The following is a 23,815-nucleotide window of genomic DNA, read 5'->3' as shown; positions in this document are numbered from 1 at the left end:
AGTAGAAAATAGATGCTTATATAGTTTAAAGCCCAGGGACTCGGAATTTGAGCCTGGGCTTTATTGTTGAATCCGTTGGGTTGTGATAATAAAGGTTACATAAAGGGAAATTGTCAATTTCATATATAAATCATGTGCTGCATAATATTTTAGTTATACGTAAACAATACGTATAAATTCATTGATTCTTTTCTTTTCGATACGTATAATATACGTATAGAGGAAAGGGGTTAAAAAATGAAAAAGAGAGAGTTAGAGAAACGCTTCACGGCTAAAGGGTGGAAATTCTTAACCCATGGCGGTAAACATGATATTTGGGTATCACCAACAGGCAAGAAAGAACAAATCCCAAGGCATAGAGAAGTTAATGAAGATTTAGCAAAAGGGCTAATCAGAAAGCACAAACTGTAAAAGGGGTGGCTTTCAAGCCCATTAAATATAGATACGAAAGAAGGTAGAAAATGAAAAATGTTGTAGTATATCCTGTGGTTATTTCCCCCCTATCAGCAGACGGCTTTCACTTAGTGACAATTCCTGATATTGAAGGGATTACACAAGGGGAAACTATCGCTGAAGCAATTGAATATGCAAGGGATTATATAGGTAATGCCATAGCTTTCGCAGATGAACCAATAAATAAACCGTATACTGTTTCTTTTACTCCAAAAGAAGAAGATATTGTAACACTTGTAGATGTTGATATAGAGGCACATAAGAAAGCTTTAGATTTAACACCAGTTAAAAAAACTTTAACTATTCCTAGCTATTTAAATGATTTAGGTATGAAACAAGGTATAAACTTTTCCCAAACTTTAACGGATGCTTTAAAAGATAAATTAGTATAATAAATATACAAAGTAACATAATAAATTAACTAATAATTTAACCTCTCTCTTTTTATTTTCGGCTTGATAATTTCAAGCCGTTTTTTTATTTTATTCGAACTCTTTGCGTTTTGCCTTAAATTGACGCCTTGTATAAGAAGCCTCATTTATCATATGTCTTCCATTTGTGACGGTGTACCGCCACCCACCCAAATACCAGTAATTTGTCCAAGTGCGGTTAGGGTTGCTGTACCTCCGCCTATAGCATTGCCGAATAAACTACCTACAGAACCGGCTAACGAAATGCCAGAGAAGCCAGAGCCATCTAAACCTGTAATGGCACCTACGATTGCAAGGGTAATGACCGCAATTTCCTTCGTTAAGGGTACAACAGCGGCTAAGCCGACGCCTAGATCATTCACAATACCATGTGAAGCGGCAGGGAGAAAGTCACCGATAATTTTGGTAAATCCTGAGTCACCAAGATAAAAGAAGGCTGCTATTGGGATAACGGGTCCAAATACTCTAAATCCAAATTGGAATCCTTGAATTAAATAACTTGTCGATTTCTCAAATCCTTGTTTTTTGTGTGCCACAAGACAGAGCACTAATAAAATAAAGACAGCTGTTCCACCAATAAGGGCAGTGGCATCACCGCCTTGTAATTTCAATACAGACATGGCGATAACATCGAGTAAAAAAGTGATTGGAATTAGAATGGCAAAAAATCGTTTTTGTCCGGATGTTAATAAATGTTCATCTTTCACTTGCTCTATACCATCTGTTGTTTCGTGTGCTGTCTTAAAATGAAGTGTCCCACGTTTCATATCACGTTTTAATAAGTAAAAAGCCACAATTGTTGTAACAAGCCCCATCGTAATTACGAGTGGAATGCTGGCTGATATAACGTCTCCAACTGGAATACCCGCAGCATCAGCAGTTAGCTTCGGAGCCCCTTGAATAACAAAATCACTAGAAAGTGCAATTCCGTGACCAAATAAATTCATTGCCATTGCTACACCTAACGCTGGTAATCCTGCACGAATGGCTACAGGTAAAAGCACAGCACCTAATAGTGCAACAGCAGGAGAGGGCCAGAAAAACCAAGAAATAATCATCATTAAAATACCAATCGTCCAATAGGCAAGTGTCGGTGTTTTAATAATTTTTGTAAATGGTGCAACCATGACCTCATTAATACCTGATGTCATTAATACACGACTCATCGCAACAATAATGGAAATAATTAGAATGGTAGATAACAGCTCGGTAATAGCGTAAATAAAGCTGTTAAAAACACCACTTATTGAAGAAGTGAGATCACCAGTAGCGACAATCGCAAGTAGGAATATGCCCAAAATGCAAATGAGGGTAGTATCCCGTCGTTTAACCATAAAGCCAATGATTAAGACAATAAAAACAACATAAATCCAATGGAGAGCAGTAAGTTCAATCCCCATATAGTTCCCCCTCAAAATTCGTCCTGATGCTATAGAATATGAAGGGAAAAAAAGTTGGTGATGAATTTGAAAAATTTTGATTGAAGTAGAATAGCATCAGAATCGATAAAAAAAGAATTAATTACCATTTTTAAATCGTAAATATTTCAAGAATTTAAGTAAAATATTAAAGTTGAAAACTACATTATTAATGTTTTAATATAGGTAAATCTGAATATAGGGGGAATGTTAAGGAAAAAATTGTAATGTTACGATTTATATCTTTTTTATGTTTAATCATTTCCTTAATTTTAATCACCTATGTTTCTGCGAGTGAAAATATAAAAGGCGATAAGCTTCAAGTTTGACATAAAAACTAAAGAGAGGAACATAAAGGAGAGGACAGAAATGAAAAAGGTAATAAATATAACACTGATTTGTCTAATGGTTTCTGTTTTTTGTTCAACTTCTCATTATCGTGCTGAGTCAACATATGACAACGATCCTGACCTATTACTCATACCTTACAAAAAAATATTAGAAAACTTAAGTAATGAATATGGGGTAAGAATGTATATTCCAGAAAAAAACAAAGATAAATTTTTAAATAGCGTCCAAGATATGACACTACAAGAATTTGAAAAACGATTAAGACAACAATACAAAGAAGCAGAAAAGTATATAAATCAATTTACTGGAGAAAGCGTTGAATTCTATCCTCAACCAATTCCTAACGCAAATCAAGATGTATTAGCAATTCCGTTAAATTAATACTAAGAGAAAAATTGTCTTTAAAATAGACTAACTGAGGAATGAATTAAAAAAGTAGAAACGTTGAATTAGACATAGGGCAGAGAGGCAATTTTATGTACAGCTATTCAAACACCCCATACAGGGAGAGCACAACACGGACGATGAAAAAGTTGTATCTGAATTAGATGAAGCATAAGAAAAGTCGATAAAAAGGTTGTGCTAATACCTTTTTATCGACCGTTTTTAATTTAATATATTTTTTACGTAGTCAATACAGCTACTAGTTGGACGCTTTAAAGCTATTTTCTTTCAAAGTTAAGAAAGATTATTGTTTTCTTTAATGCCGCAACAATGGAAAGTGCCCTATTAGAAAGAAAATCAAATCATTAGTAAGAAATCAATAAATAGGTGGAACACCACTTGTTCACAAAGTATTAAAAAAATTCATGCTTTTCTCTTTGGTTATATCATTTTATACTACCTTTTATAAAATAATTTATTTTTATTTGAAAGGATGTGTGCTCATGTGAATTAATATATGAAATCAACTATGAGGTAAATGAGTGAGAAATTTATTCAGTCTTTTATTGTACAGCCTGCATTTTAATAACTGAAGCATTTGAAAATTCACAGTATTTTTCTTCAGAAGGCAAGAAAAAAATCATAAATTTTTGTGGAAAAAAGGAGGTATATATAATGATTAGTAAGAGAGTAATTAACTATACATTATTGTTATCTTTTCTTTTGTTTTTCTGCTTCGCTTCACTAATTTCAGCAGACGAAAGTTGCACAAAGTATTATTACGGAAACAAAGGAGATACATATGCAACAGTTCAAACAACTAAATATCCCAATACTAATGAGCGCTCTATAGCATGGGGATTAGTCATAAATGAAGAAGCTAGAATAAAATATGGTCCAAAGGTAAGAGTAACCTTAAATAGATCAAGGGTTAATTTCTACGCTATAAATCCTCCATATAAAACACATATTCAAGCTCCAGACTATAATTTTCATGGCCATTTAAAAAACTATCAGTTTATAGGTCAACCAGGTGGTGGAATTCTTAAAAAAGGTGATAGGATTCTATTAGAATTTGGAATTGTCTCAATGAACACAAAAGCTTCCGATAAACTTGTGATTTCGTGTACACTGGACTAAATCTTTAAGATAAGGGTGGGGAAAATGACAATTAAGTGGAATGTTGAAGAAGTTATTTTTGATACGATGTACGAGGCTGATACGTGGGCTGATTCAATAGCAAATGAGATTTATGGGAGAATTTATAATGGATATGATACACCAGATTATAAAATAGCATATTCTTTAGCATTTAGATTGGCAGAAATAAAAGAGTTTAGAGTTCATACAGAAATCTGGGAAAGTAGATACAAAGTATGGGTAACTATACCGTAAATACCTTAAATGACTCTAGGTTCTATTGTTCTAGGTGTTATAATAAATCAAAAAACATAATCTTTTTATATTTTTTCTTTCCTATAATTGCATTGACCTTATATTTTGAATTTTTAAGTATTTGGAAGAAACAGAATGAGTAGATTCCGCTTTTAAACTTCTTATCAACGATTGTTTTAATAGTTGCTATATATTTAAATAGAAAATAGCTAATTAAAATATAAACGGTTGCCAGTGGAAAAATGCATTGGCTACCGTTTTATTTCATCATGCGCCTCTAATCATATCGAAATTAAAAACTTTATCTTCCGAGTCACTGAGACCTAGTTTCTTTTATTTATGCAAATCATAGCCTTTTAGTAATTTATCTACATGATTTTTCTTGCCTCGTATTCCGACTCCAACAAGATTTAGTTCATTCGTCTTGAATTGTGCGACCATTGCACGATTATCCTCGTCATTATATGTATTAAACAATTCTTCAGTGTAAATTGTAATAACGACATCTTTTGTTAGAGCCTTTTGTAAAAGCTCATTCAAACGTTCACCACTAGATGAATGGATCATAACTGGTTGCTGTGACATAGGTAAATATTGAGCATTATCCTTATCTAAATAGGGTTGTCCAATAATGTTTTGAGTTCCCGCAATTCCACTCATTAGGAATGTTGTTACGTTCAATTTTTGCCACATTTCAAGGTCATCTTTTAAAACAATTTTAATTTTTGTATTAAATTCCATGAACTCAACACCTTTCTTTTTTATGATGAAAATTATCTCCCACCTAATGCATCGAGTAATTAAAACCGGAGATATCCGAAATACTTAATAGGAAAGATAATACGTTCAATTTACATATGAAAAATACTCAAACGCTGTCGTTCCATAAACACCTTTAAAATGTTTATTTAGATGGGTTAAATCAACAAAACCACATTCAGCGACAACTGAATAAATATCTCTATTTTTTTCTATTAGCTGCTTTGCACGTTCTATCTTACAGTTAAGAAAATATTGGTATGGTGAAATGCCAGTGTGAGCCTTGAAAGATCGAATAAACTTAAATTTCGATAATTCAAGTTCTCTACAAATTTCATCAAGTTTAGGTATTTTTTCTGAGTCGGTATGAAGCATATCCTTTGCTTTATTTATTAGAGTGTCATCTTTCTTCCATTCTGTAGAAAAATCAGTCTCAACAAGGTTATCTGTGAGAGATAATAGTAATTCACTACATAATGCTTCATCTTTATCGTTTAATATTGCATTAGCAAGACTTACTATTCTATATTGAAGTCTATAATCATAAACAATAGGGTTTGAAAAACGAACGAAATCTTTTTTCTCAATAACCTCTAAAAGCAATTCCGGCTCAATATATAGCATTATATAATCAAGACCTGTTTTGTCATGTGCCATTCCATCATGAACCTGTTCAGGATTAAAAATCATAATGCCGTTTTGATAGGACAATTGTAAACTGCCCTCTAAGTTATAGTGTTGAATACCACGTAATGTAACACCGATTGCATACTCTTTGTGAGAGTGCTTTTTATATGAAAAGTCAGTCATACTTGCTGATAAAGCGGTAATACCTGCCGATTTTTTATAGATAAATTTATCCATGTAATTCACCTCTCAAATAGCTTAGCTATATCCATATCATGATTGCAGCATAAAGTAAAAATAATGCCATCAATAAATTCACTATTTTCTTATGCTTCTGTAAAAACTCCTTAAAGATTGTACCGAAAAGTACCCATGTAATAAATGCTAAAAATCCAATAACAGTTACAGTGAGAACACCTACTGTAACAGCAGGTATTGAAACATAATAGGGCATAATATAGGTAGGAATGACAGTCATTGTAAATAGCACTACTTTAGGATTTAAAAACTGCGTAAGGAACCCTGACATAAAGGTACCCGTTTTGTTTACATTAGTTTTTGATGAATCCATTTTATAAACTTGATAAGCAAGATACAACATATAAAAGCTTCCAATGATCTGCATAACAATTAAAATTTTTGGAATAATCGTTGCCAATATCGTATTTAACATTGCAGAAATAGCAAGTAAGAAACCGAATGCAATCGTTGCTCCATAAGTATATTCCATTGCTTTTTTTGTCCCAGAATTATGCACAGTAGATAATATAACAATATTAGTTGGCCCTGGTGTAAATGTAACAATGAAACAGTAAAAGACAAAAGATGTAATGTTCAAGAGGACCACTCCTTTCAAGATATCCTCATATAATCATATATACTAAAATACATATAGTACGTTATTGCGCTTTTATTCTTTAATACAGCACTACAATCTTAAAGATTAATGGAAAATGTAAAATAGTTTACGAAGGCTCACCTACAGAAAAAATGGAATAAATATATGGAGTAACAGTGATTATTCGAATGCATGAAAGTATTAGTACCTACATAATTCTACTAAAGATTTAAGGTAATGATTGAAGGCATAATAGAAATAAATTTAAACTAGTTACATGATTTATGGATTTTTTAATTACATTTGAGTGACGATTTATGACACAAAAATATATCTAACCAAATATTTTAACTTTCTTGACAACAATAATGAGAAATATATAATAAAATTATAATGAGAATCATTATCAATTAGAGGAAGTTGTATACTTTTAAACATTTATGAAATTAACCATAGATGTTTTCTTTTATTCTTAATTGAGAATGGTAATCATTTAGGGGTAGTACTAGTAAAAGCTTTAAAAGGAGGTAGAAACGCTCAAGATAGGTCTAACTAATCAAAAATTCTGGATTCCTAGTGATTGAAAATAATTTTAATATTCAGGAGGGCAGAGTAGGTATGAAGAAATTTATACAATATGTAGCAATGGTATTGCTCATTTTTGGTGCAGTATTACCTTACCTTGGCATGGAAGTAAAGGCGGAAGAGAATACCGACGCTAGTCGCACAATTGACTACTCAGCCAGTTTAAATGTTTTAAAAGCTGATCCAAAAACTGGTTGCGTAACGGGAGAAACTTCAGTTATGGTTAAGAGTGGCTATGTAAAAACAGAAGCTGCTATTAAAAAACAAAATGGTCAGTATACAGTTGATATTACGGTACCGGGAAGGTTTTCAACTTGGTATAGGGGTTTTAAAGTTGAATCAGGTGGGGAATTAAAGGAAGCTATTAAAAGACAAAAAGACAAAGATAGCAATGAAGTATATACATTCGCAATCGACCAATATAATAACCCCATCCGAGCATGGGTTGATATATACGTTAAATGGGAAAAACCTATACCTTTCCTTTACGACAATAAGTATACTGTTTACCTAGCCCTTTCAAATGTTACGGAGAGCAAACGGGTTCGTGAAGAAACACCACAAACTGAGGTAAAAGAACAATCACAGCAAACAAAACAAACTGAGGTAAAAGAACAGTCTCAGCAAACAGGCCAAACTGGGCAAAAAGAACAAACTCAGCAAACAAAACAACCTAAACAAAAAGAACAATCTGAGCAAACAGAACAAACTGAAGTAAAAGAACAAACTGAAGTAAAAGAACAAACTCAACAAACAGGCCAAACTGAACAAAAAGAACAATCTCAGCAAACAGGCCAAACTGAGCAAAAAGAACAATCTCAGCAAACAAAACAAACTGAGCAAAAAGACCAATCTCAGGAAACAAAACAACCTGAGCAAAAAGAACAGTCTCAACAAACAAAACAAACTGAGCAAAAAGAACAGTCTCAGCAAACAAAACAAACTGAGCAAAAAGAACAATCTCAGCAAACAAAACAAACTGAGCAAAAAGAACAGTCTCAGCAAACAAAACAAACTGAGCAAAAAGAACAGTCTCAGCAAACAAAACAAACTGAGCAAAAAGAACAATCTCAACAAACAAAACAAACTGAGCAAAAAGAACAGTCTCAACAAACAAAACAAACTGAGCAAAAAGAACAGTCTCAGCAAAATGGCCAAACTGAGCAAAAAGAACAGTCTCAGCAAACAAAACAACCTGAGCAAAAAGAACAATCTCAGCAAACAGGACAAACTGAGCAAAAAGAACAATCTCAGCAAACAGACCAAACTGAGCAAAAAGAACAGTCTCAGCAAACAAAACAAACTGAGCAAAAAGAACAATCTCAGCAAACAAAACAAACTGAGCAAAAAGAACAGTCTCAGCAAACAAAACAAACTGAGCAAAAAGAACAGTCTCAGCAAACAAAACAAACTGAGCAAAAAGAACAATCTCAACAAACAAAACAAACTGAGCAAAAAGAACAGTCTCAACAAACAAAACAAACTGAGCAAAAAGAACAGTCTCAGCAAAATGGCCAAACTGAGCAAAAAGAACAGTCTCAGCAAACAAAACAACCTGAGCAAAAAGAACAATCTCAGCAAACAGGACAAACTGAGGAAAAAGAACAATCTCAGCAAACAGATCAAACTGAGGTAAAAGAACAGTCTCAACAAGCAGAACAAACGAAGGGTTGTTCAGAAGGAAATACCAAAGGCAGTGAATCAGGTTCTGGGGAGAACAATAATAATTCAAATACCGATGGCAATTCCAACTCTAGCACTGGAAACTCTGAACAAACAACAAGTAATGGGACAACTACGATAGAAGGGGATACAGAGAACTTTACTCAAGAAGGACAAGTTCGATTTGAAATTCCACAAAATGCAAAAGAGATCACAACATTTATAGAAAAAGCAAGTACCGTATTTCAAGATAACAAATATAAAGTGACACTTGCTTTAAATACTGGAAAAAACTTGCGAGAATTTGTTGTGAAACAAAATGGTAAAGAAATTGCAAAATGGTCCAATCCAAAAGTAGCTTCATTAGTATTTTTTGCAAATACAAAATCTTCTACACTTTCATTTGAAATAGACACATTAGAGAACCTTGTTTTTGAAGCAGTAACGAATAATAAAACGATCACAGCAAACGTAATAGCTACTAAGATTGATGAAGCATCACTTCCAAAAGTTAATGATAATGCAAATGTTCCGAATGCCGGAGCATTCCCTAGTGGTGGTGCAATGCAATCAACTAATGGGCTGTATACAGTGGACTATACATTCATAAAGGGATCAGGTTCGGGTACTTCAATGATGGACCAGTATGTTATTAAACCAGCGTATGTCGTGAGAAATGGTTCTTCATACCAAGTTCAATTAACATTAAAAAATAGTTCGTGGATTACTGACTTTACAGTGAATGGCGTAACACCTACTACAATTACTGATACAAATGATATCCGAATAGTTCAATTTGCATTACCAAGCATATCTGGGCGTTATAATGCATGGGTAAAAGTAGATATTGAGGATTTGAACTATCATCATGACTATCATATCTATTTAGAATTTCATGAATCTTCACTTTCGAAAATAAGTGATAGTACAACCTTCCCAATTACAAGTGGCCCAATTATTCCAATTCCTCAGATGAAAAAAGATTTACCTAAAGATGAAACAAAGCTAGACCAAACGGTAGGTAACTTTATTCAAGAGGGCGCAGTGAAATTTGAGATTCAACAGAATGCAAAAGAACTAATAGCATTCTTACAAAAAGCAAACACTGTATTTGAAGATAACAAATATAAAGTGACGCTTACATTGAATACAGGTAACAATTTGCAACAATTTATTGTGAAACAGAATGGTAAAGAAATTGCAAAATGGTCAAATAAAGCAGCATCATTAGTCCCTATAGCAAATGAAAAAACGGCTACACTTTCATTTGAAATGGAGACACTTGATAACCTTGTATTTGAAGCGGTAACTGCTAATAAGACAATTACCTCAAATGTAACTGCAACGAAGACAATAACAAATGAAAAGATTACTCGCCAGCCAATCACATATAAAATGGAAGCTGATCCAAATGGTAAAATACCTGATTTTATTACGAACTACCTAGCACCATACTTCACGAAAGCTGAATTAGTGACAATTGATGATAAACGTTATATCGAAATGACACTAATCGGTAAGGCGTATGGTTTCGAAACACTTGCTTATATTGATGCAGAAGGTAAGCAACAAGATATCGAGATAATTAGTTCTACAGGTGAAAAATTGGATCAAGTACGCGTAGTTCGTTTACCATTAGTGCAAGATCAAAATGGCGTAACGAAAATATTTGTCGATTCAGGAAGCTTAGGCTATGGGGCGTACACATTATTCTTTACGTTTAATGTCCCAGCTTTAGAGGGAGAAGCAACGATCGTAGAAGAAGATACAAATATTGTAAATGATGCTATTGTTGAAAATCCATTTACAGATATCGACAATGTATTCAGTAAGGATGAAATTTTAGCTTTATATGCAGCTGGCATTACAACAGGTACATCAGCCACAACATATAGTCCAAATAGAAACATCACGCGTGCGCAATTTGCAGTGATGATAGCTCGTGCTTTAAATATTTCATCCAATAAAGCAACTGCGTTTACGGATGTGAAAGGCAAATGGTATGAAAAAGAGGTACAGGCACTTGCAGAGATTGGTATTGTAAAAGGTGTCAATGCCACAACATTTAACCCAAATGCAAATATTACACGTCAGCAAGCAGCAGCAATTATATTGCGTATGCTTGAATACAAAGGCTATAAAGTAACAGTTGATAAAAATGCTTTAACGTACAAAGATGCTAATAAAGTATTTGACTACGCGAAGCAAGCAGTATCCGAATTACAAGCATTAGACATTATGACAGGGTCTAATGGCTATTTAAACCCACAAAGTAATTTAACACGTGCACAAATGGCGAAAATATTAAAACGTTCACTAGAGTTAGTAAATTTAATTTAAACGCTTAATAAATTAAAGTTAGGTACTATTACTATCCCAAAAACTCTTTCATAAAGTTGGGTGAGGTAATTAGGCTTGCTTGTGAAGCTATGGGCATTTTGTAGTCTTAGTACATTGCCTCATCCAATCGTGAGAAAATGCAATTCAAGTTGAACTTGAATTGCATTTTTTATCTTTTTCAAACTTTCTAGTTATCTTCTTTTTGTAGCATATCTCTAGCCTCTTCAACTACCCTCTATATTCCGCGTGAAAAAGTAAATGCAAATGCTTTTGCCATTTTTGATATAGCTCCTAATTTCATGGATGCTTTCAAAATAGACTGTGTATTAGCAACCTCCACTAGGTATGTAAGTGAATTAATATTGAAAAAATACTACATCTTTCATTTAAGTAAAACTTAATTTAATTTTACTAATTTATATAAACCGCTAGTTTTACTACCGAAGCGGCAATATTTATGGCTCGTTTTTATTGTGAAAGGAAACATATCCAAGGAAGCGATGAAATAGTATTAAAAGAAACGGCATATATTGAACTTTAATCCTCAAACATAGGAGTGGGGCAAGTGAAGGATGTAGATTTGTTTTTAAAGAAATTACATTACTTTGATAAAAAATTTAAGTTAATAATCAATCAACACAATAACCATCTCAAAGTTGAGTATTTAGAGTTGTGTGAGCTAATCGATAATTATTCTTCTTTTATTACAAATCGTGACAACGAAAAATATTGGAATCATCTAAAGCTATCGATTGAAATCATAGCATTAATTGAAAATCTCAGAAATAATTCTTCTGTTTGTATCCAAATCGTAGAAAAATATCGAGCTTTAGTATTGGGATTAGAAAACGAGGAGATAACTGATTATTTTCGTAATATAGAGGACTGCATTGAAAAGGAGTTTGGGGATTTTCACATTAACAGTCAGTCGAAAATACTCATGGTAGGTTCTGGGGCTTTCCCTTTAACATTATTAATGGTTGCGGAACGAACTGGCGCAGAAGTTTTTGGAATTGATATTGATGATGAAGCGGTTCGGTTGGGAAGACATGTAGTAAATATATTAGGAAGACATTTATCAATTCAAATTGATAAGAAGACAGTAGGGGAACTAACAGTTATAAAACAGATTAGTCATATTATATTTAGTTCAACTGTTAGCAATAAATATGCCATATTAGATCAATTATATGATTTAACTAATAAAGATGTGCTAATTGCGATGCGTTATGGTAATGGGTTAAAGTCTCTTTTTAATTATCCCATGCAAAAAGTAGACGAAACGAAATGGCATATAGTTGAGGAAATTATACATCCTCAAAGTGTATTTGATGTTATTTTGTATCAAAAAGTACAATGACATATATGGACGAGGAGATGGCAATGACTGATTTTAGTAACGTTTTATTGCTAGGAACTGGGCCAACAGCAATTCAACTAGCTGTAAATTTCAAAAATTATTTTAATAGTAAAGTAGCTATTGCTGGTCGAGAATCTTTACGCTCCAAGGCTTTCTTTGAAAACGTCATACAACATCAACTTGCACTTAATGTATATGTACAAAATAAACAACATCAGTCTGTTGCAGGAGAATGTACAATTGATGCTTTATTTAAAGGTTATCATTCAGTATCTGGTAATTGGGATACTATTGTGCTTAGCATTACAACAGATTCGTATTTATCAGTATTAGCGCAAATCGATTCTACCGTGTTGAAGAATGCTAGCTGTTTTATATTAATTTCGCCTACATTTGGCTCTAGTCATTTAATTTCAAATTTATTAAATAATCTATCACCTCAGGCTGAGGTAATTAGCTTTTCAACATATTACGGGGATACTAGATGGTTAGGTAGTATGCCATCAAATGAAGTATTGACAACAGGCGTAAAAAAAACAGTTTATATTGGATCAACTTACTCAATATCGAATAGAGTAGCTGATTTAACTAACCTGTTTCGTCATTTAGGGATTCAATTAAAAAAATTAGCATCTCCTCTTGAAGCAGAGACAAGAAATATTTCTTTGTACGTCCATCCTCCTTTATTTATGAATAATTTTTCATTAAAAGCAATATTTGATGCGAATACCGTAACGAAGTATGTTTATAAACTTTATCCTGAAGGTCCCATTACTTATACAACGATTCGGTATTTATTAAATTATTGGAAAGAAATGATGGAAATTGTGAAACACTTCAATATTCAACCGCTTAATCTATTACAGTTTATGGTAGATGATAATTATCCATTACACCCAAAAAGCATAGACAGACAAGATATAGAAAATTTTAATCATCTTGAGCCCATCCATCAAGAATATCTGCTCTATATTCGTTATGCTTCCTTATTAATTGATCCATTTTCTATACCAAATGAAGAAGGAAGATACTTTGATTTTTCAGCAGTTCCTCTTAGAGGAATTTTTATAAATCACGACGGAGAATGGGATATTCCTAGAATGCCAAAAGAGGATTATTATCGTGTGAAAATCATCCAAGGGATTGCGAATGCACTAAATTTAAAAACTCCAACACTTGATCATTTTGTACAAACCTATGAAGAAAAACTGCAACAAGTAGTGGCATCTTCTGAGGATAAACTTTATTCAGAAGCCTTCCAAGTAAAATCTTTTTCACAAGAAATCGAGATGATTTATAAGGAGATTAATCCAAATTAAATAACAACATAATGTGCTAAATACACATTTAAACCAGGTGCTCATAAAAATGAATACCTGGTTTTTTATGTATTGAATTATAAAAAGGTGCTTTTAATATTAAATTACATGTAATGCTAATAATCCTTTAAGGAACCTAATAGTGGGATGAAAGAGTAACAAACCATTTTTATTACGACAGGATGAATACTTAATAAGTTACAAGTTACCGTTGCTTTTAATTAATTACTTTTAACAAAATACACAATATTTTAATGTAAAATATTTTAAAATATAGAATGTGTTCCTTTAACGTAATTTTCGAAAAAATGAACTTTTCTTATGCTGTAAACAATTTTATACTATTTATAGAAAATATATTTTCTGAATTTTTTTACAAGAATGGAGGAATTGAAATTGCGTAAAATATTCATTTTTGTATTAATATCAATTTTTTTACTTCCTACTGTTACGACAACATTGGCTCAAAGTTATGAGCCTTCAATAATAGAAAATGGGAATATTAAGGAATTTGAAAAATATACTTTTGAAGATATTTTATCATTAGAGCCTTACATACAAGTTGAAGATGGTTTTTTAGTTCTTAATGAAAACGATGCAAGTGAAGCTGGAATTGATTCTATATTAATTAAAGGTCAACAAGAGTATTTTATTTTTTTAAATCAGCAGGTCAAAATCAATGCGATTAGTGTATCGTCAGATTTAACTATTCAAAATCTAGCAAATAATAATCATGAATATCAAAGCAATACACATATGCGATTTGCAAGGTGTAAAGGTATAACTACATCACCAGAATATTTCTGGTGGGGTTATAAAACAAAATTAAATAGTTGTGATACTGCTAAAGTGAGTTCGCAAGCAGGTACATTAGCAGCAGGTGGTGCTATTACTGCAGTGAGTCTTAATGTTCTTGGGGTTTGGTTTCCTCCTTTAGTTGCTGTTAGTGCTATTCCTGGTTTGACATCTGGTTACTTCTGGCTACTTTCGGAGCGTTTAAATGCTAATAATAAAGGTAGTGGTGTTATTGTAGATATGACTTGGGCAACCATTTATAATATTACGCCTCAATGATAAGGAATTGAGGAGGGTGTAGTAATGAAAAAACAGCGCCTATTTATATTTATATTTTTTTGCATTCCTATAAATATAATCAGTTTATATTTGGGATATTTAGTGATTTGGAAGAAACAAGATGAATGGGTTCCGGTGACAGTCTATTTAATGCTGATTGTTTTTATGGTTGTTGTAACTTTAAATAATAGAAAATAGTGTTTTAAAATAGAAACGGTTGGCAAGAGGAGAACTATCTTGGCAACCGTTTTTTTCTATGCTTTACAAGTGCATCCACGTTTTTAGAAATGTGATTACATCTATATTTTCATTGTTGCAACAAAGTTGTGACGCTTCCTAATCTTGCAACTGTTACTGAGTGAAATCTACACAATGTAATTAAAATCAAGTGTAGTACAAGAAAAAAGTCGAAAATGTCGTCATTTTTGTACAAATATTCAAATCAGACCGTGTAAATTTCTAAGTTATATGTCGAAAAATGTTGACTTCTGGAACATGCATCCTGTAGAGTATTTTAATGATATTGATAATCATTATCAATTATGTTGAATATAATATTATAGGAGTGTAAACAAATGAATTGGAAATACCCATTATCAGCTATAGCCCTTTCTGCGTTATTAGTCGGCTGTAATCAGTCAGACAATGCAAATAAATCTGCATCAAATGAAACAATGGAAACGAAAGAAGAGGCAATTATTAAGGACGAACTAAATCGAAAAGTAACAATCCCAATGAATCCTGACCGTGTTGTAGTAGGAGGCATCCTACCATATTTCTCAACATGGTATATAGCAACGAATTCGACAAAAGAAATCGTTGGTATGCATCCCAACTCTTATAATGCAGCGTCTCATTCAATCTTAAAAGATATTTCACCTGATATATTGAAAGCAGATACATCCTTTATTCAAAATGGGGAAGTGAATATTGAAGAATTGATGAAAGTGAATCCTGAAGTCTATTTTGAGATTGCATCGGATGAAAAATCAATTAATAAATTAGAAGAAGCAGGGGTTCCAACAGTTGCACTCCAAGCAACAGCAGATTCTGATGATCCATTAGAAATTTTAAATCGTTGGTTAACATTAACGGGTGAAATCACAGGGACAACAGATCGCCCTGAACAAATCATTCAAGAAGGTAAAAAGAATCAACAAGAAATTAAAGATAAACTAGCCAATGTACAAAAAGAAGATATGCCTAAAGTTATGATTCTTCAATATCATAACGAAAAAGAAATATCGGTAGCGGGCTCGAATATGCATGGCAATCGATGGATAAAAGCTACGGGTGGTATAGATGTTGCAGAAGCGGATGTACAAGGTATTAAAGCAGTCAATATGGAACAAATATATAACTGGGATCCAGATATTATCTATATAACTAACTTTACTGAAACACAGCCAGAAGACTTATTCAATAATACGATTGATGGCCAAGATTGGAGTCAGCTAAAAGCAGTAAAAAATAAACAAGTGTATAAAGTGCCGCTAGGTATTTATCGCTGGTATCCACCAAATGGAGATGCACCACTTATGTTAAAATGGATGGCACAGCACAATCATCCAGAAATATTCGACTATAATATGACCGAAGAAATTCAACATTACTATGCTAAATTTTACAACTATGATGTGACAGAAGAACAAGTAAAAGACATTTTAAATCCATCGTCTGAAGCTGCAAAATATTAAGAGAATACCAAGTGAAAATGATTTTACTTGCTGTGCGCATTTTAGTGATGAATGTTGTAAAAATGGTTAGAGATGGGGACAAAACCTATAGGCCCTACAATGCTTGGCAATTGGATATTTAGAAGAAACAAAATGAATGTGTACCAATTACAAACTTTTTAGCACAGATTGTTTTAATAGTTATTGTATTTTTAAATAGAAAATAGTATTAAAATTTAAACGGTTGCCAGTGGAAAAATTTCTAGGCTACCGTTTTTTTGGTACTGTAAGATTAAACCTGTCAATCTTTCTATTTTTTAAGTAAAGTGCTGTGATTTTTTCACCAATACTGGGAAGGGACCGGATTAATTCGAATGCACAGAGTTGTGAAGCTTATTGTTTAAACTCTCGGTCGGAATTACTATGTCCCAATGAACTAGATTTCTCTAGCTGACCTTATAATACGAATGGGGCAATTTTGTGTAAAAAGTAAAAAAAGGAATATGGTAAAATTGAAAGAAAAAAATATGGGGTAAATAATGAGTAATTCTGTAAATTATAAAATGTGGACTGTTTGCATGATTCAAAATGAAGACAAGGTTTTACTGCTCGATAGACAACACGATAATTTCAAAGGGTTTATTCCACCTGGTGGCAAAGTTGAATTTCCTGAAAGTATAGTAGAAAGTGCAATTAGAGAGGTAAAAGAAGAAACTGGTTTAGAAGTAAGTAACCTTGTTTTTAAAGGCCTCTATGAATATGTAAATCCAGTTGCAATGGATAGATACATGATTTTTAACTACATCACAAAAGATTTCAATGGAGAATTACTTGAAAATGGCCCAGAAGGAAAGGCAGTTTGGGTAAATATAGGGGAAGCATATAACCTTCCAATGCAGGAATCTATTCGAAGAAGATTCCCTTTATTTTTTGAAGAAGGGACATTTGAAATACAAGTTGAATGGAATCATGCAGAAAATAAAGAGGGCAAAGTTACTATTAAGAAGACTTAAACATCATGTTGTGCAACTGACTGGGGTTATTGTTCAATAGAACAGTCGCTTCTCACTATTGTTGAGGTTAGTTCGATACATACATATAATAAGTAGGGAATTCTGTGAAAGTTTGAAAATCCTACACATTAGATAAAACATACTTTTATAACTAACCCATTGTATTATTCAATACTTAGATTCATACGATTTGGATTTAAAAGATTTAGGAGGAAAAGACATGCAAATACTATTAATTCGACACGGAGAATCAGAAGCAGATATTTTAAACGTACATGAAGGAAGAGCTGATTTTGAATTAACAGAAAGAGGTAGAAAGCAAGTGGGAAGTTTATCACAAAAAGTAAAAAATGATTTCCCACCAGAGTTTATCTGGGCAAGTACGTTAAAAAGAGCACGTGAAACCGCTGAAACATTAGGAGAAATTATTGGTTGCCCAGTGCAATTAGAAGAAGAATTAATGGAGTTTAATAATGGTGTTCAAGCTGGACTATCCTTTGAAGAAGCAAAAAAGTATCCAGAGCCAAAATTTTTTCATGAGCGTTTCGAAAATGGAGAATCATTCATAGAATTTCGAATGAGAATTGAAACAATATTTTCTAAAATTGTAACCGGAAATAAATATAAACGAATTGCGATTGTTGCTCATGGCGGCGTAATTAATAATATATTACGTGCTTTTTACCAAATGCCAATCAACATGGATTATTATTTTAAAATCGGAGATACAGGAATTAGTTTAATTGAACTTACTGATAAGGAAAAGATAATTCACTTTATAAATGATACAAATCATTTAGAGAATATATAAGAAACCTTGTTGAAAAATGCTATTGCGTCAATTAAATCCCACCGTTTAGATCAATATTTTTTCAAAACGGTGGTGTTTTAAATTGTTTGTAGCTGTAGCTTATTTTTAATCAAATTTTATTTCAAAGCTCTGTGGAGGACATTATTTGAGGACAGATATAGATAATTGGGAATCAATCACGGTAACAGAAATTTATAAGCTCTTTTCAACTATTCCAATTAATTGGGGTATTGCAGGGGGATGGGCTTTAGATTTACATTTAGGAAAACAATCCAGGGTACATGATGATATAGATGTAATAATACTTCGAGAGGAACAATTAACTATCTATAATCATTTGTCAGAAGATTGGATGTTATACAAAGCAAAGAATGGGAAACTAGTTCTTTGGCAAGAAGGTGAATTTTTAAAAACTACAAATGATATTTGGGTTAGTAAAAGCAGTAGTTCCCCCTGGGCTTTTCAAATGATGTTAGTAGAGACAGAGCAACAATCTTGGATATACAGGCGAGACAAATCTATTAGAAGAGAAATAGAGGATATATTTTTAAGAACAAACGAAGAGATACCTTACCTGAGGCCCGAGATTCAACTCCTTTATAAAGGTGGTAGCGCAAACGTTAGAGTAAAAGATTTTAAAGATCTACAAATTATGCTTCCTTATTTACTGCCTGAACAAAAGGATTGGCTAAAAATTACATTGAAAAAGCAATTTCCAACTGGTCATTCGTGGCTTGACTATATTTAAGTGTGAAATATGATTCTATAGAAAAACTGAACTAAATGTTAAGTGAGTTGGATATTAACAAACAATAAGATATAAAGATACATTGAAAATGACATAGACGTAACAAAAGAGAAGGAAACACCTATCCTCTAATTCAAGGCATTATCCTTCTCTCTCTATTACTAACTCTCTAATTTTTTTGTCGCTTCTTGAATATATTCTTCTAGTTGATCTGCTGGACGATATACCGTACTTCCATGACAAACTTCTAATCGCTCAGGTTTTAATTCTTTTACAATTAAACTGCTTTGTAATGCTTCTTCCATATAGGGTGTAAACATTGGTGGATGAAGCTTTCCTTTTTTAGAGTTGAAAAGGTCACCAGCTAGCAGTACTTTATCTTTTTCATGATAATAAACAACGTGTCCCGGAGAATGACCAGGTGTTAAATAGGGTGTCAGTCCAGCAATTGTTTGCAACTTTCCATGCGCACTCTCAATGAGGGGCTTAGCTAATTGTTTCGGCAAGTTGTTTTCAAGTTTCTTTCTTTTTGGATAAAGAACTTCACCTTCCATATAAGGTATTTCAATATCGTGTGCGTAGACGGGTACTTTATTTTGAGTCAATATTCTCTTTACTGCGCCAACATGATCCGAATGACCATGCGTTAAGAGAATCCTACGCAAAGGACCAGCATTCAGTTGCTTTATGAATTTCATAATCCCTTTTGCCATCATCGGCATCCCCGCATCTACTAAAGTGACCCCATCATCCTCAATAACTATCCATACATGAATCGGAACAATCATCCACGTCTTTAGGCTCCAGATATGCTCAGAGATTTGTTCAGCTTTCATTTTCATTTCCCCTTTTTAATTTTTCTTTAAAGCCTATAAGAAGAATTTCTATTGCAAGATCAAATGTTGGTGTTAATCTTTCCATTAAACTGTTAAAAGGTTCATGTTGATACGAGTAAGTGCTAAGAATGCCATTAAGGTTGAAGTAATAAATTCGGGAAAAAGCTAATAATTGTTCTTCATCTGAAATAGATAGACATTCTCGAATTATTTCCTTCATAATTTCAAAGATTTCAATCCGCAGTCTATTTATCTCAAGTTGTGGATCCCCTTCATCTACCCTTGTAGACTTTGCGTTGAAGAAAATATCATACAAATTCCGATTCTGTAGGCAGAAGTGGATATATTCAAGACTGATTTGTTTCAATTTGTCTTCTGAAGATAAAGTACTTAAGCTCGAAAGATATAGAAATTGTTCGTGTAGCTCCTCCAAAGGTGGCATAGAGAGCTGGTGTAATAATTCTTCCTTGTCTTTAAAGTAAAGATAAATGGTTGTATGGGAACATCCCGCGTCCTTTGCAATGGCTCGTATTGTCACTGAATCGTATCCTTTTTCGGAAAATAACCTACCTGCTGATTCGATTATTTGCTTTTTTGTTTCTTCAGACCGTTCCGTCTGTTTACTTTTCACTATATTACCTACTTTCTCTACTTACTAACCAATGGTTATATAATAACCATTGGTTAGTAAGGTGTCAACATTTTATGGAAATTTTGATAAGCAGCTTAAAGAAGGAGATGATCTGGTTAAAGCCAAGATTAAATGGTAAGGTTTAGTACTTTGAAAAGATAAATAGAATGGGTAGCGGGGAAATAGGGAGGTGAATGTAATTTTACATTCTCTATTTTATTGCATTGTGAAATCCTACTTTACTTATAAATATATATAGGAAAAATAATCTATTTTGTATTAGTATTGACAAATTAATTTATCCATAATATTATTATATTAATGATAATGATTATCATTATCATTAATATGTCGAACACGCAGAATAAAAAGGGGTATTTTTAAATATCCCTTTTTATTTACATAGTGTTGATAATGATTATCAATTGAAAGGAGGTTTTATTATCAAAAGGTTATTTTCTGTTTTAATGTTAGTCTCATTATTAACATTTTTCGTTACGCCAATTTTAAACGCATCTGCTGCACTTGCAGATGGGACATACAAAATCAATTATCAAGTGAATAAACCAAATTCTTCATCTGCTTCAATAGCAAATGATTACTTTTTGAAGCCTGGGACAATTATTGTTAAGAATGGCTCTTCAGTAATACAGCTAAAAATGAAAAAAAGTGCGTGGATAACGAAATTTGAATCGAGTACAGGCGGTAATAAAGTTATTAGCGAAGATAAGGCAGAGGATACACGTATCGTCCAATTTGCACTTCCTTCTTATTCATCACCGACTGCAGTTACGATGAAGGTGGATATTGATGACTTAAATTATCATCATGAATACACTGTAGATTTTGTATGGGATCCGGCGTCATTGAAAAATGAAGATGGTAGTGCAGTAGTAGCTACAACGGACCCAAAAAACACTAACACTAACACTAACACGACTATTAAAACTAATACTGGTGATACAAATACTTCATCAGTTAAAGAAAAAGAAACAAATCCTCAAACAAGTGATGCTTTTCCAATAGGTATACTTTTATTGTTCTGTGTTAGTGGATTTATCTTATTTAATTTTAAAAAACGCATGAAGGAAGAAGAAATCAATTGAAATATTTCGGAAGCACCCTCATCTACTTCGCTAAGGTAGGAGTAGGGTGCTTTTTAAAAGGAGTGAATGAACATGATAAAAACAAAAGTAAATAGTAGAAAGTTACATATAGTGGCGCTAAGTATTATTTTTGTCGTTCTTTCAGCATGCACTAGTTCAATTAAGGAAAATGAAAATACGGTAGAAGAAAAAAAGGATGAAAATAATACAACTGTTGAAGCTGAAAATCGAATTATTCCAACGACAGTTGCAGTTGCTCATATTTTAGATGCACTAAATTTAGATGTCATTGCTGTTCCTACGACTGCTTATGATTTACCTAAACGCTATGAAGGTTTACCCGAAGTTGGTAGTCCGATGTCACCCGATATGGAAATTGTAAAATCCTTGAATCCAACAGAGGTTTTCTCAGTTACAACTTTAGAGGCAGATTTAAAAAAGACATTCGATGAAGTTGGTATCAATGCTTCATATGTAAATTTACAGAGTATTGATAATATGAAAGCTGCTATTTTAGAAATTGGGAAAAATTATGATCGGACTGATGAAGCAACAAAGTTAGTGTCAGAGCTTGAAGGAAAGATTGCGGCCCTTCGAATGAAAGTAGAATCAAAAGAATCCCCTAAAGTATTAATTCTACTTGGTATTCCAGGTAGCTATTTGGTGGCAACAGAAAATTCATATATTGGAGATTTAGTGAGAATGGCTGGAGGTCAAAATGTGATGAGCGGACAAGAACCAGAGTATTTACCATCTAATACGGAATTTTTACAACAAAGCAATCCAGATATTATTATTCGTCTGGCACATGGATTGCCTGATCAAGTTGTGGAAATGTTTAATGAAGAATTTGTTACGAATGATATTTGGAAGCATTTTGAAGCTGTGAAAAACGGACGTGTGTATGATTTAGAGGAGCCGTTATTTGGAACAACAGCAACCCTTGCAGTACCTCAAGCACTAGAAGAATTGATTAACATTATGTATCCATAATGAGAAATGTAGAGGACTAAGATGAATAAAAAAATAAGTAGTTTTATAGTTGTAAGTATTTTGCTTTTAGTTGTTATTATATATTCTGCAATTACTGGCTCTATTAAAATGGATACGATGGAATTTATTAGAGCCTTTTTTGGTGAAGAAAATGCAAATTACTCCGTTATTAAAGATTTACGTTTCCCGCGGATTATAGTCGCTATATTTGCAGGGGCAGCATTGTCTGTTGCCGGCGTATTATTGCAGGCAGTTATGCGCAATCCATTAGCTGATGCAGGTGTAATAGGAATTTCAGCAGGAGCATCATTTGTAAAATTATTAGCCATTACATTATTTCCAATGGCGTTTTTTTTCACACCATTATTGGCCTTTTTTGGTGGAGCATTCGCTTGTTTTTTAGTATTCATGTTGTCCTGGAAATCAGGCTTAAATCCTTTGAAAATTATTTTAGTAGGTATTGCGATTAATGCGATGTTTACTGGTCTAACAGAAGCGTTTATTACGCTATGTAGCTATATGAATATCATGGTTGGTGGAGCGGGTAGCTCTAATTTGTCAATGCGAACTTGGAGTGATGTACGTTTAATTACATTTTATGGTGTGATTGGATTACTAGCTTCTCTATTACTAGCTTCGTGGTGCAATTTATTGGCGTTACAAGACAAAACAGCCAAGAGTTTAGGCTTTAATGTAACACGTGCACGACTAATTATTGCAGCAATAGCGGTATTACTAGCGGCTATTTCAACTGCTACAGCAGGAGTTATTGCATTTGTTGGGTTATTAATTCCGCATATTTCAAGAAGGTTAGTAGGCTCAGACCATAAATGGCTAATTCCATTCTCAGCATTAGCAGGTGCCTTACTGATTTTGACTGCTGATACGCTAGGCAGAATATTAGTTGCACCGTTAGAAATTCCAGCTTCAACAATAATGGCGATAATCGGTGGGCCATTCCTAATCTTCTTAATTCGAAAAGATAAGTAAAGAGAGGTGAGTGCA

At 33.1% G+C, this 23,815-nt stretch carries 23 protein-coding genes; 17 read left to right on the top strand and 6 right to left on the bottom strand.

The features are described from left to right. Positions 1-237 precede the first annotated feature (237 nt). Entirely contained in the window at positions 238-411 is a 174-nt protein-coding gene (locus NSQ74_RS18985; RefSeq protein WP_340825402.1) for a type II toxin-antitoxin system HicA family toxin, read from the top strand. A gap of 50 nt (positions 412-461) precedes the next feature. Continuing rightward, complete coding sequence (locus tag NSQ74_RS18980; RefSeq protein WP_340825400.1) at positions 462-845, top strand: HicB family protein; 384 nt, start codon at positions 462-464, stop codon at positions 843-845. A gap of 149 nt (positions 846-994) precedes the next feature. On the opposite strand, the gene NSQ74_RS18975 is transcribed toward NSQ74_RS18980, so the two are convergent. Further along, entirely contained in the window at positions 995-2,284 is a 1,290-nt protein-coding gene (locus tag NSQ74_RS18975) for a hypothetical protein (protein ID WP_340825398.1), read from the bottom strand. 387 nt (positions 2,285-2,671) lie between these two features. Between NSQ74_RS18975 and NSQ74_RS18970 the strand changes: the two genes are divergently transcribed. From NSQ74_RS18970 to NSQ74_RS18960, 3 genes are all read left to right on the top strand, one after another. Beyond that, complete coding sequence (locus NSQ74_RS18970; RefSeq protein ID WP_340825396.1) at positions 2,672-3,034, top strand: hypothetical protein; 363 nt, start codon at positions 2,672-2,674, stop codon at positions 3,032-3,034. A gap of 678 nt (positions 3,035-3,712) precedes the next feature. Further along, a complete protein-coding gene (locus tag NSQ74_RS18965; protein ID WP_340825394.1) occupies positions 3,713-4,177 on the top strand; it encodes a hypothetical protein in 465 nt (154 codons plus the stop codon). 24 nt (positions 4,178-4,201) lie between these two features. Continuing rightward, entirely contained in the window at positions 4,202-4,432 is a 231-nt protein-coding gene (locus NSQ74_RS18960) for a hypothetical protein (protein WP_340825392.1), read from the top strand. Between the two features lie 333 nt (positions 4,433-4,765). Here NSQ74_RS18960 and NSQ74_RS18955 read toward each other — a convergent pair whose 3' ends face one another. From NSQ74_RS18955 to NSQ74_RS18945, 3 genes are all read right to left on the bottom strand, one after another. Then, positions 4,766-5,173 carry a DUF2000 domain-containing protein gene (locus NSQ74_RS18955; protein ID WP_340825391.1) on the bottom strand — a complete coding sequence of 136 codons (408 nt, stop codon included), beginning with the start codon at positions 5,171-5,173 and terminating at the stop codon, positions 4,766-4,768. A 105-nt stretch (positions 5,174-5,278) separates the two neighbouring features. Beyond that, entirely contained in the window at positions 5,279-6,055 is a 777-nt protein-coding gene (locus NSQ74_RS18950) for an AraC family transcriptional regulator (RefSeq protein ID WP_340825389.1), read from the bottom strand. A gap of 25 nt (positions 6,056-6,080) precedes the next feature. Further along, positions 6,081-6,656 carry a LysE family translocator gene (locus NSQ74_RS18945; protein WP_340825388.1) on the bottom strand — a complete coding sequence of 192 codons (576 nt, stop codon included), beginning with the start codon at positions 6,654-6,656 and terminating at the stop codon, positions 6,081-6,083. Between the two features lie 618 nt (positions 6,657-7,274). Here NSQ74_RS18945 and NSQ74_RS18940 point away from each other — a divergent pair. The 9 genes from NSQ74_RS18940 to NSQ74_RS18900 all read left to right on the top strand — a co-directional run bounded on the left by NSQ74_RS18940 (position 7,275) and on the right by NSQ74_RS18900 (position 19,244). Then, complete coding sequence (locus NSQ74_RS18940) at positions 7,275-11,243, top strand: S-layer homology domain-containing protein (RefSeq protein ID WP_340825387.1); 3,969 nt, start codon at positions 7,275-7,277, stop codon at positions 11,241-11,243. Positions 11,244-11,808: 565 nt separating this feature from the next. Next, positions 11,809-12,603: a nicotianamine synthase family protein gene (locus NSQ74_RS18935; RefSeq protein WP_340825385.1), complete on the top strand. Its 795-nt coding sequence runs from the start codon at positions 11,809-11,811 to the stop codon at positions 12,601-12,603. Between the two features lie 23 nt (positions 12,604-12,626). Further along, entirely contained in the window at positions 12,627-13,922 is a 1,296-nt protein-coding gene (locus NSQ74_RS18930) for an opine metallophore biosynthesis dehydrogenase (RefSeq protein WP_340825383.1), read from the top strand. Positions 13,923-14,318: 396 nt separating this feature from the next. Beyond that, entirely contained in the window at positions 14,319-14,996 is a 678-nt protein-coding gene (locus tag NSQ74_RS18925) for a hypothetical protein (RefSeq protein WP_340825382.1), read from the top strand. 24 nt (positions 14,997-15,020) lie between these two features. Then, the gene (locus NSQ74_RS18920; RefSeq protein WP_340825381.1) at positions 15,021-15,194 is read left to right on the top strand and encodes a hypothetical protein; all 174 of its coding nucleotides are present in this window, start codon (positions 15,021-15,023) and stop codon (positions 15,192-15,194) included. A 377-nt stretch (positions 15,195-15,571) separates the two neighbouring features. After that, positions 15,572-16,693, top strand: a complete 1,122-nt coding sequence (locus NSQ74_RS18915) for an ABC transporter substrate-binding protein (RefSeq protein ID WP_340825380.1) — start codon at positions 15,572-15,574, stop codon at positions 16,691-16,693. A gap of 518 nt (positions 16,694-17,211) precedes the next feature. Next, positions 17,212-17,685: an 8-oxo-dGTP diphosphatase gene (locus NSQ74_RS18910; RefSeq protein ID WP_340825379.1), complete on the top strand. Its 474-nt coding sequence runs from the start codon at positions 17,212-17,214 to the stop codon at positions 17,683-17,685. A 220-nt stretch (positions 17,686-17,905) separates the two neighbouring features. Continuing rightward, a complete protein-coding gene (locus NSQ74_RS18905) occupies positions 17,906-18,496 on the top strand; it encodes a histidine phosphatase family protein (protein ID WP_340825378.1) in 591 nt (196 codons plus the stop codon). A 145-nt stretch (positions 18,497-18,641) separates the two neighbouring features. Then, positions 18,642-19,244 carry a nucleotidyltransferase domain-containing protein gene (locus NSQ74_RS18900; RefSeq protein WP_340825377.1) on the top strand — a complete coding sequence of 201 codons (603 nt, stop codon included), beginning with the start codon at positions 18,642-18,644 and terminating at the stop codon, positions 19,242-19,244. A gap of 161 nt (positions 19,245-19,405) precedes the next feature. Here the strand turns inward: NSQ74_RS18900 and NSQ74_RS18895 are convergent, their stop codons facing one another. Next, positions 19,406-20,080 carry an MBL fold metallo-hydrolase gene (locus NSQ74_RS18895; RefSeq protein ID WP_340825376.1) on the bottom strand — a complete coding sequence of 225 codons (675 nt, stop codon included), beginning with the start codon at positions 20,078-20,080 and terminating at the stop codon, positions 19,406-19,408. Next, complete coding sequence (locus tag NSQ74_RS18890) at positions 20,070-20,711, bottom strand: TetR/AcrR family transcriptional regulator (protein ID WP_340825375.1); 642 nt, start codon at positions 20,709-20,711, stop codon at positions 20,070-20,072. Before NSQ74_RS18890 ends, NSQ74_RS18895 begins: the two co-directional genes overlap by 11 nt. A 425-nt stretch (positions 20,712-21,136) precedes the next feature. On the opposite strand from NSQ74_RS18890, the gene isdC reads away from it, so the two are divergent. From isdC to NSQ74_RS18875, 3 genes are all read left to right on the top strand, one after another. Continuing rightward, positions 21,137-21,817, top strand: a complete 681-nt coding sequence (isdC, locus tag NSQ74_RS18885; RefSeq protein ID WP_340825374.1) for a heme uptake protein IsdC — start codon at positions 21,137-21,139, stop codon at positions 21,815-21,817. A gap of 72 nt (positions 21,818-21,889) precedes the next feature. Further along, positions 21,890-22,810, top strand: coding sequence for a heme ABC transporter substrate-binding protein IsdE (gene isdE / locus NSQ74_RS18880; protein ID WP_340825373.1), 921 nt, complete (start codon positions 21,890-21,892; stop codon positions 22,808-22,810). Between the two features lie 21 nt (positions 22,811-22,831). Next, entirely contained in the window at positions 22,832-23,800 is a 969-nt protein-coding gene (locus NSQ74_RS18875; RefSeq protein ID WP_340825372.1) for a FecCD family ABC transporter permease, read from the top strand. The last annotated feature ends 15 nt before the right edge of the window (positions 23,801-23,815 follow it).

This window comes from Lysinibacillus sp. FSL W8-0992, from assembly GCF_038008685.1.
Classification (GTDB): Bacteria; Bacillota; Bacilli; order Bacillales_A; family Planococcaceae; genus Lysinibacillus.
This window is presented reverse-complemented; position numbering and strand designations above follow the sequence as displayed.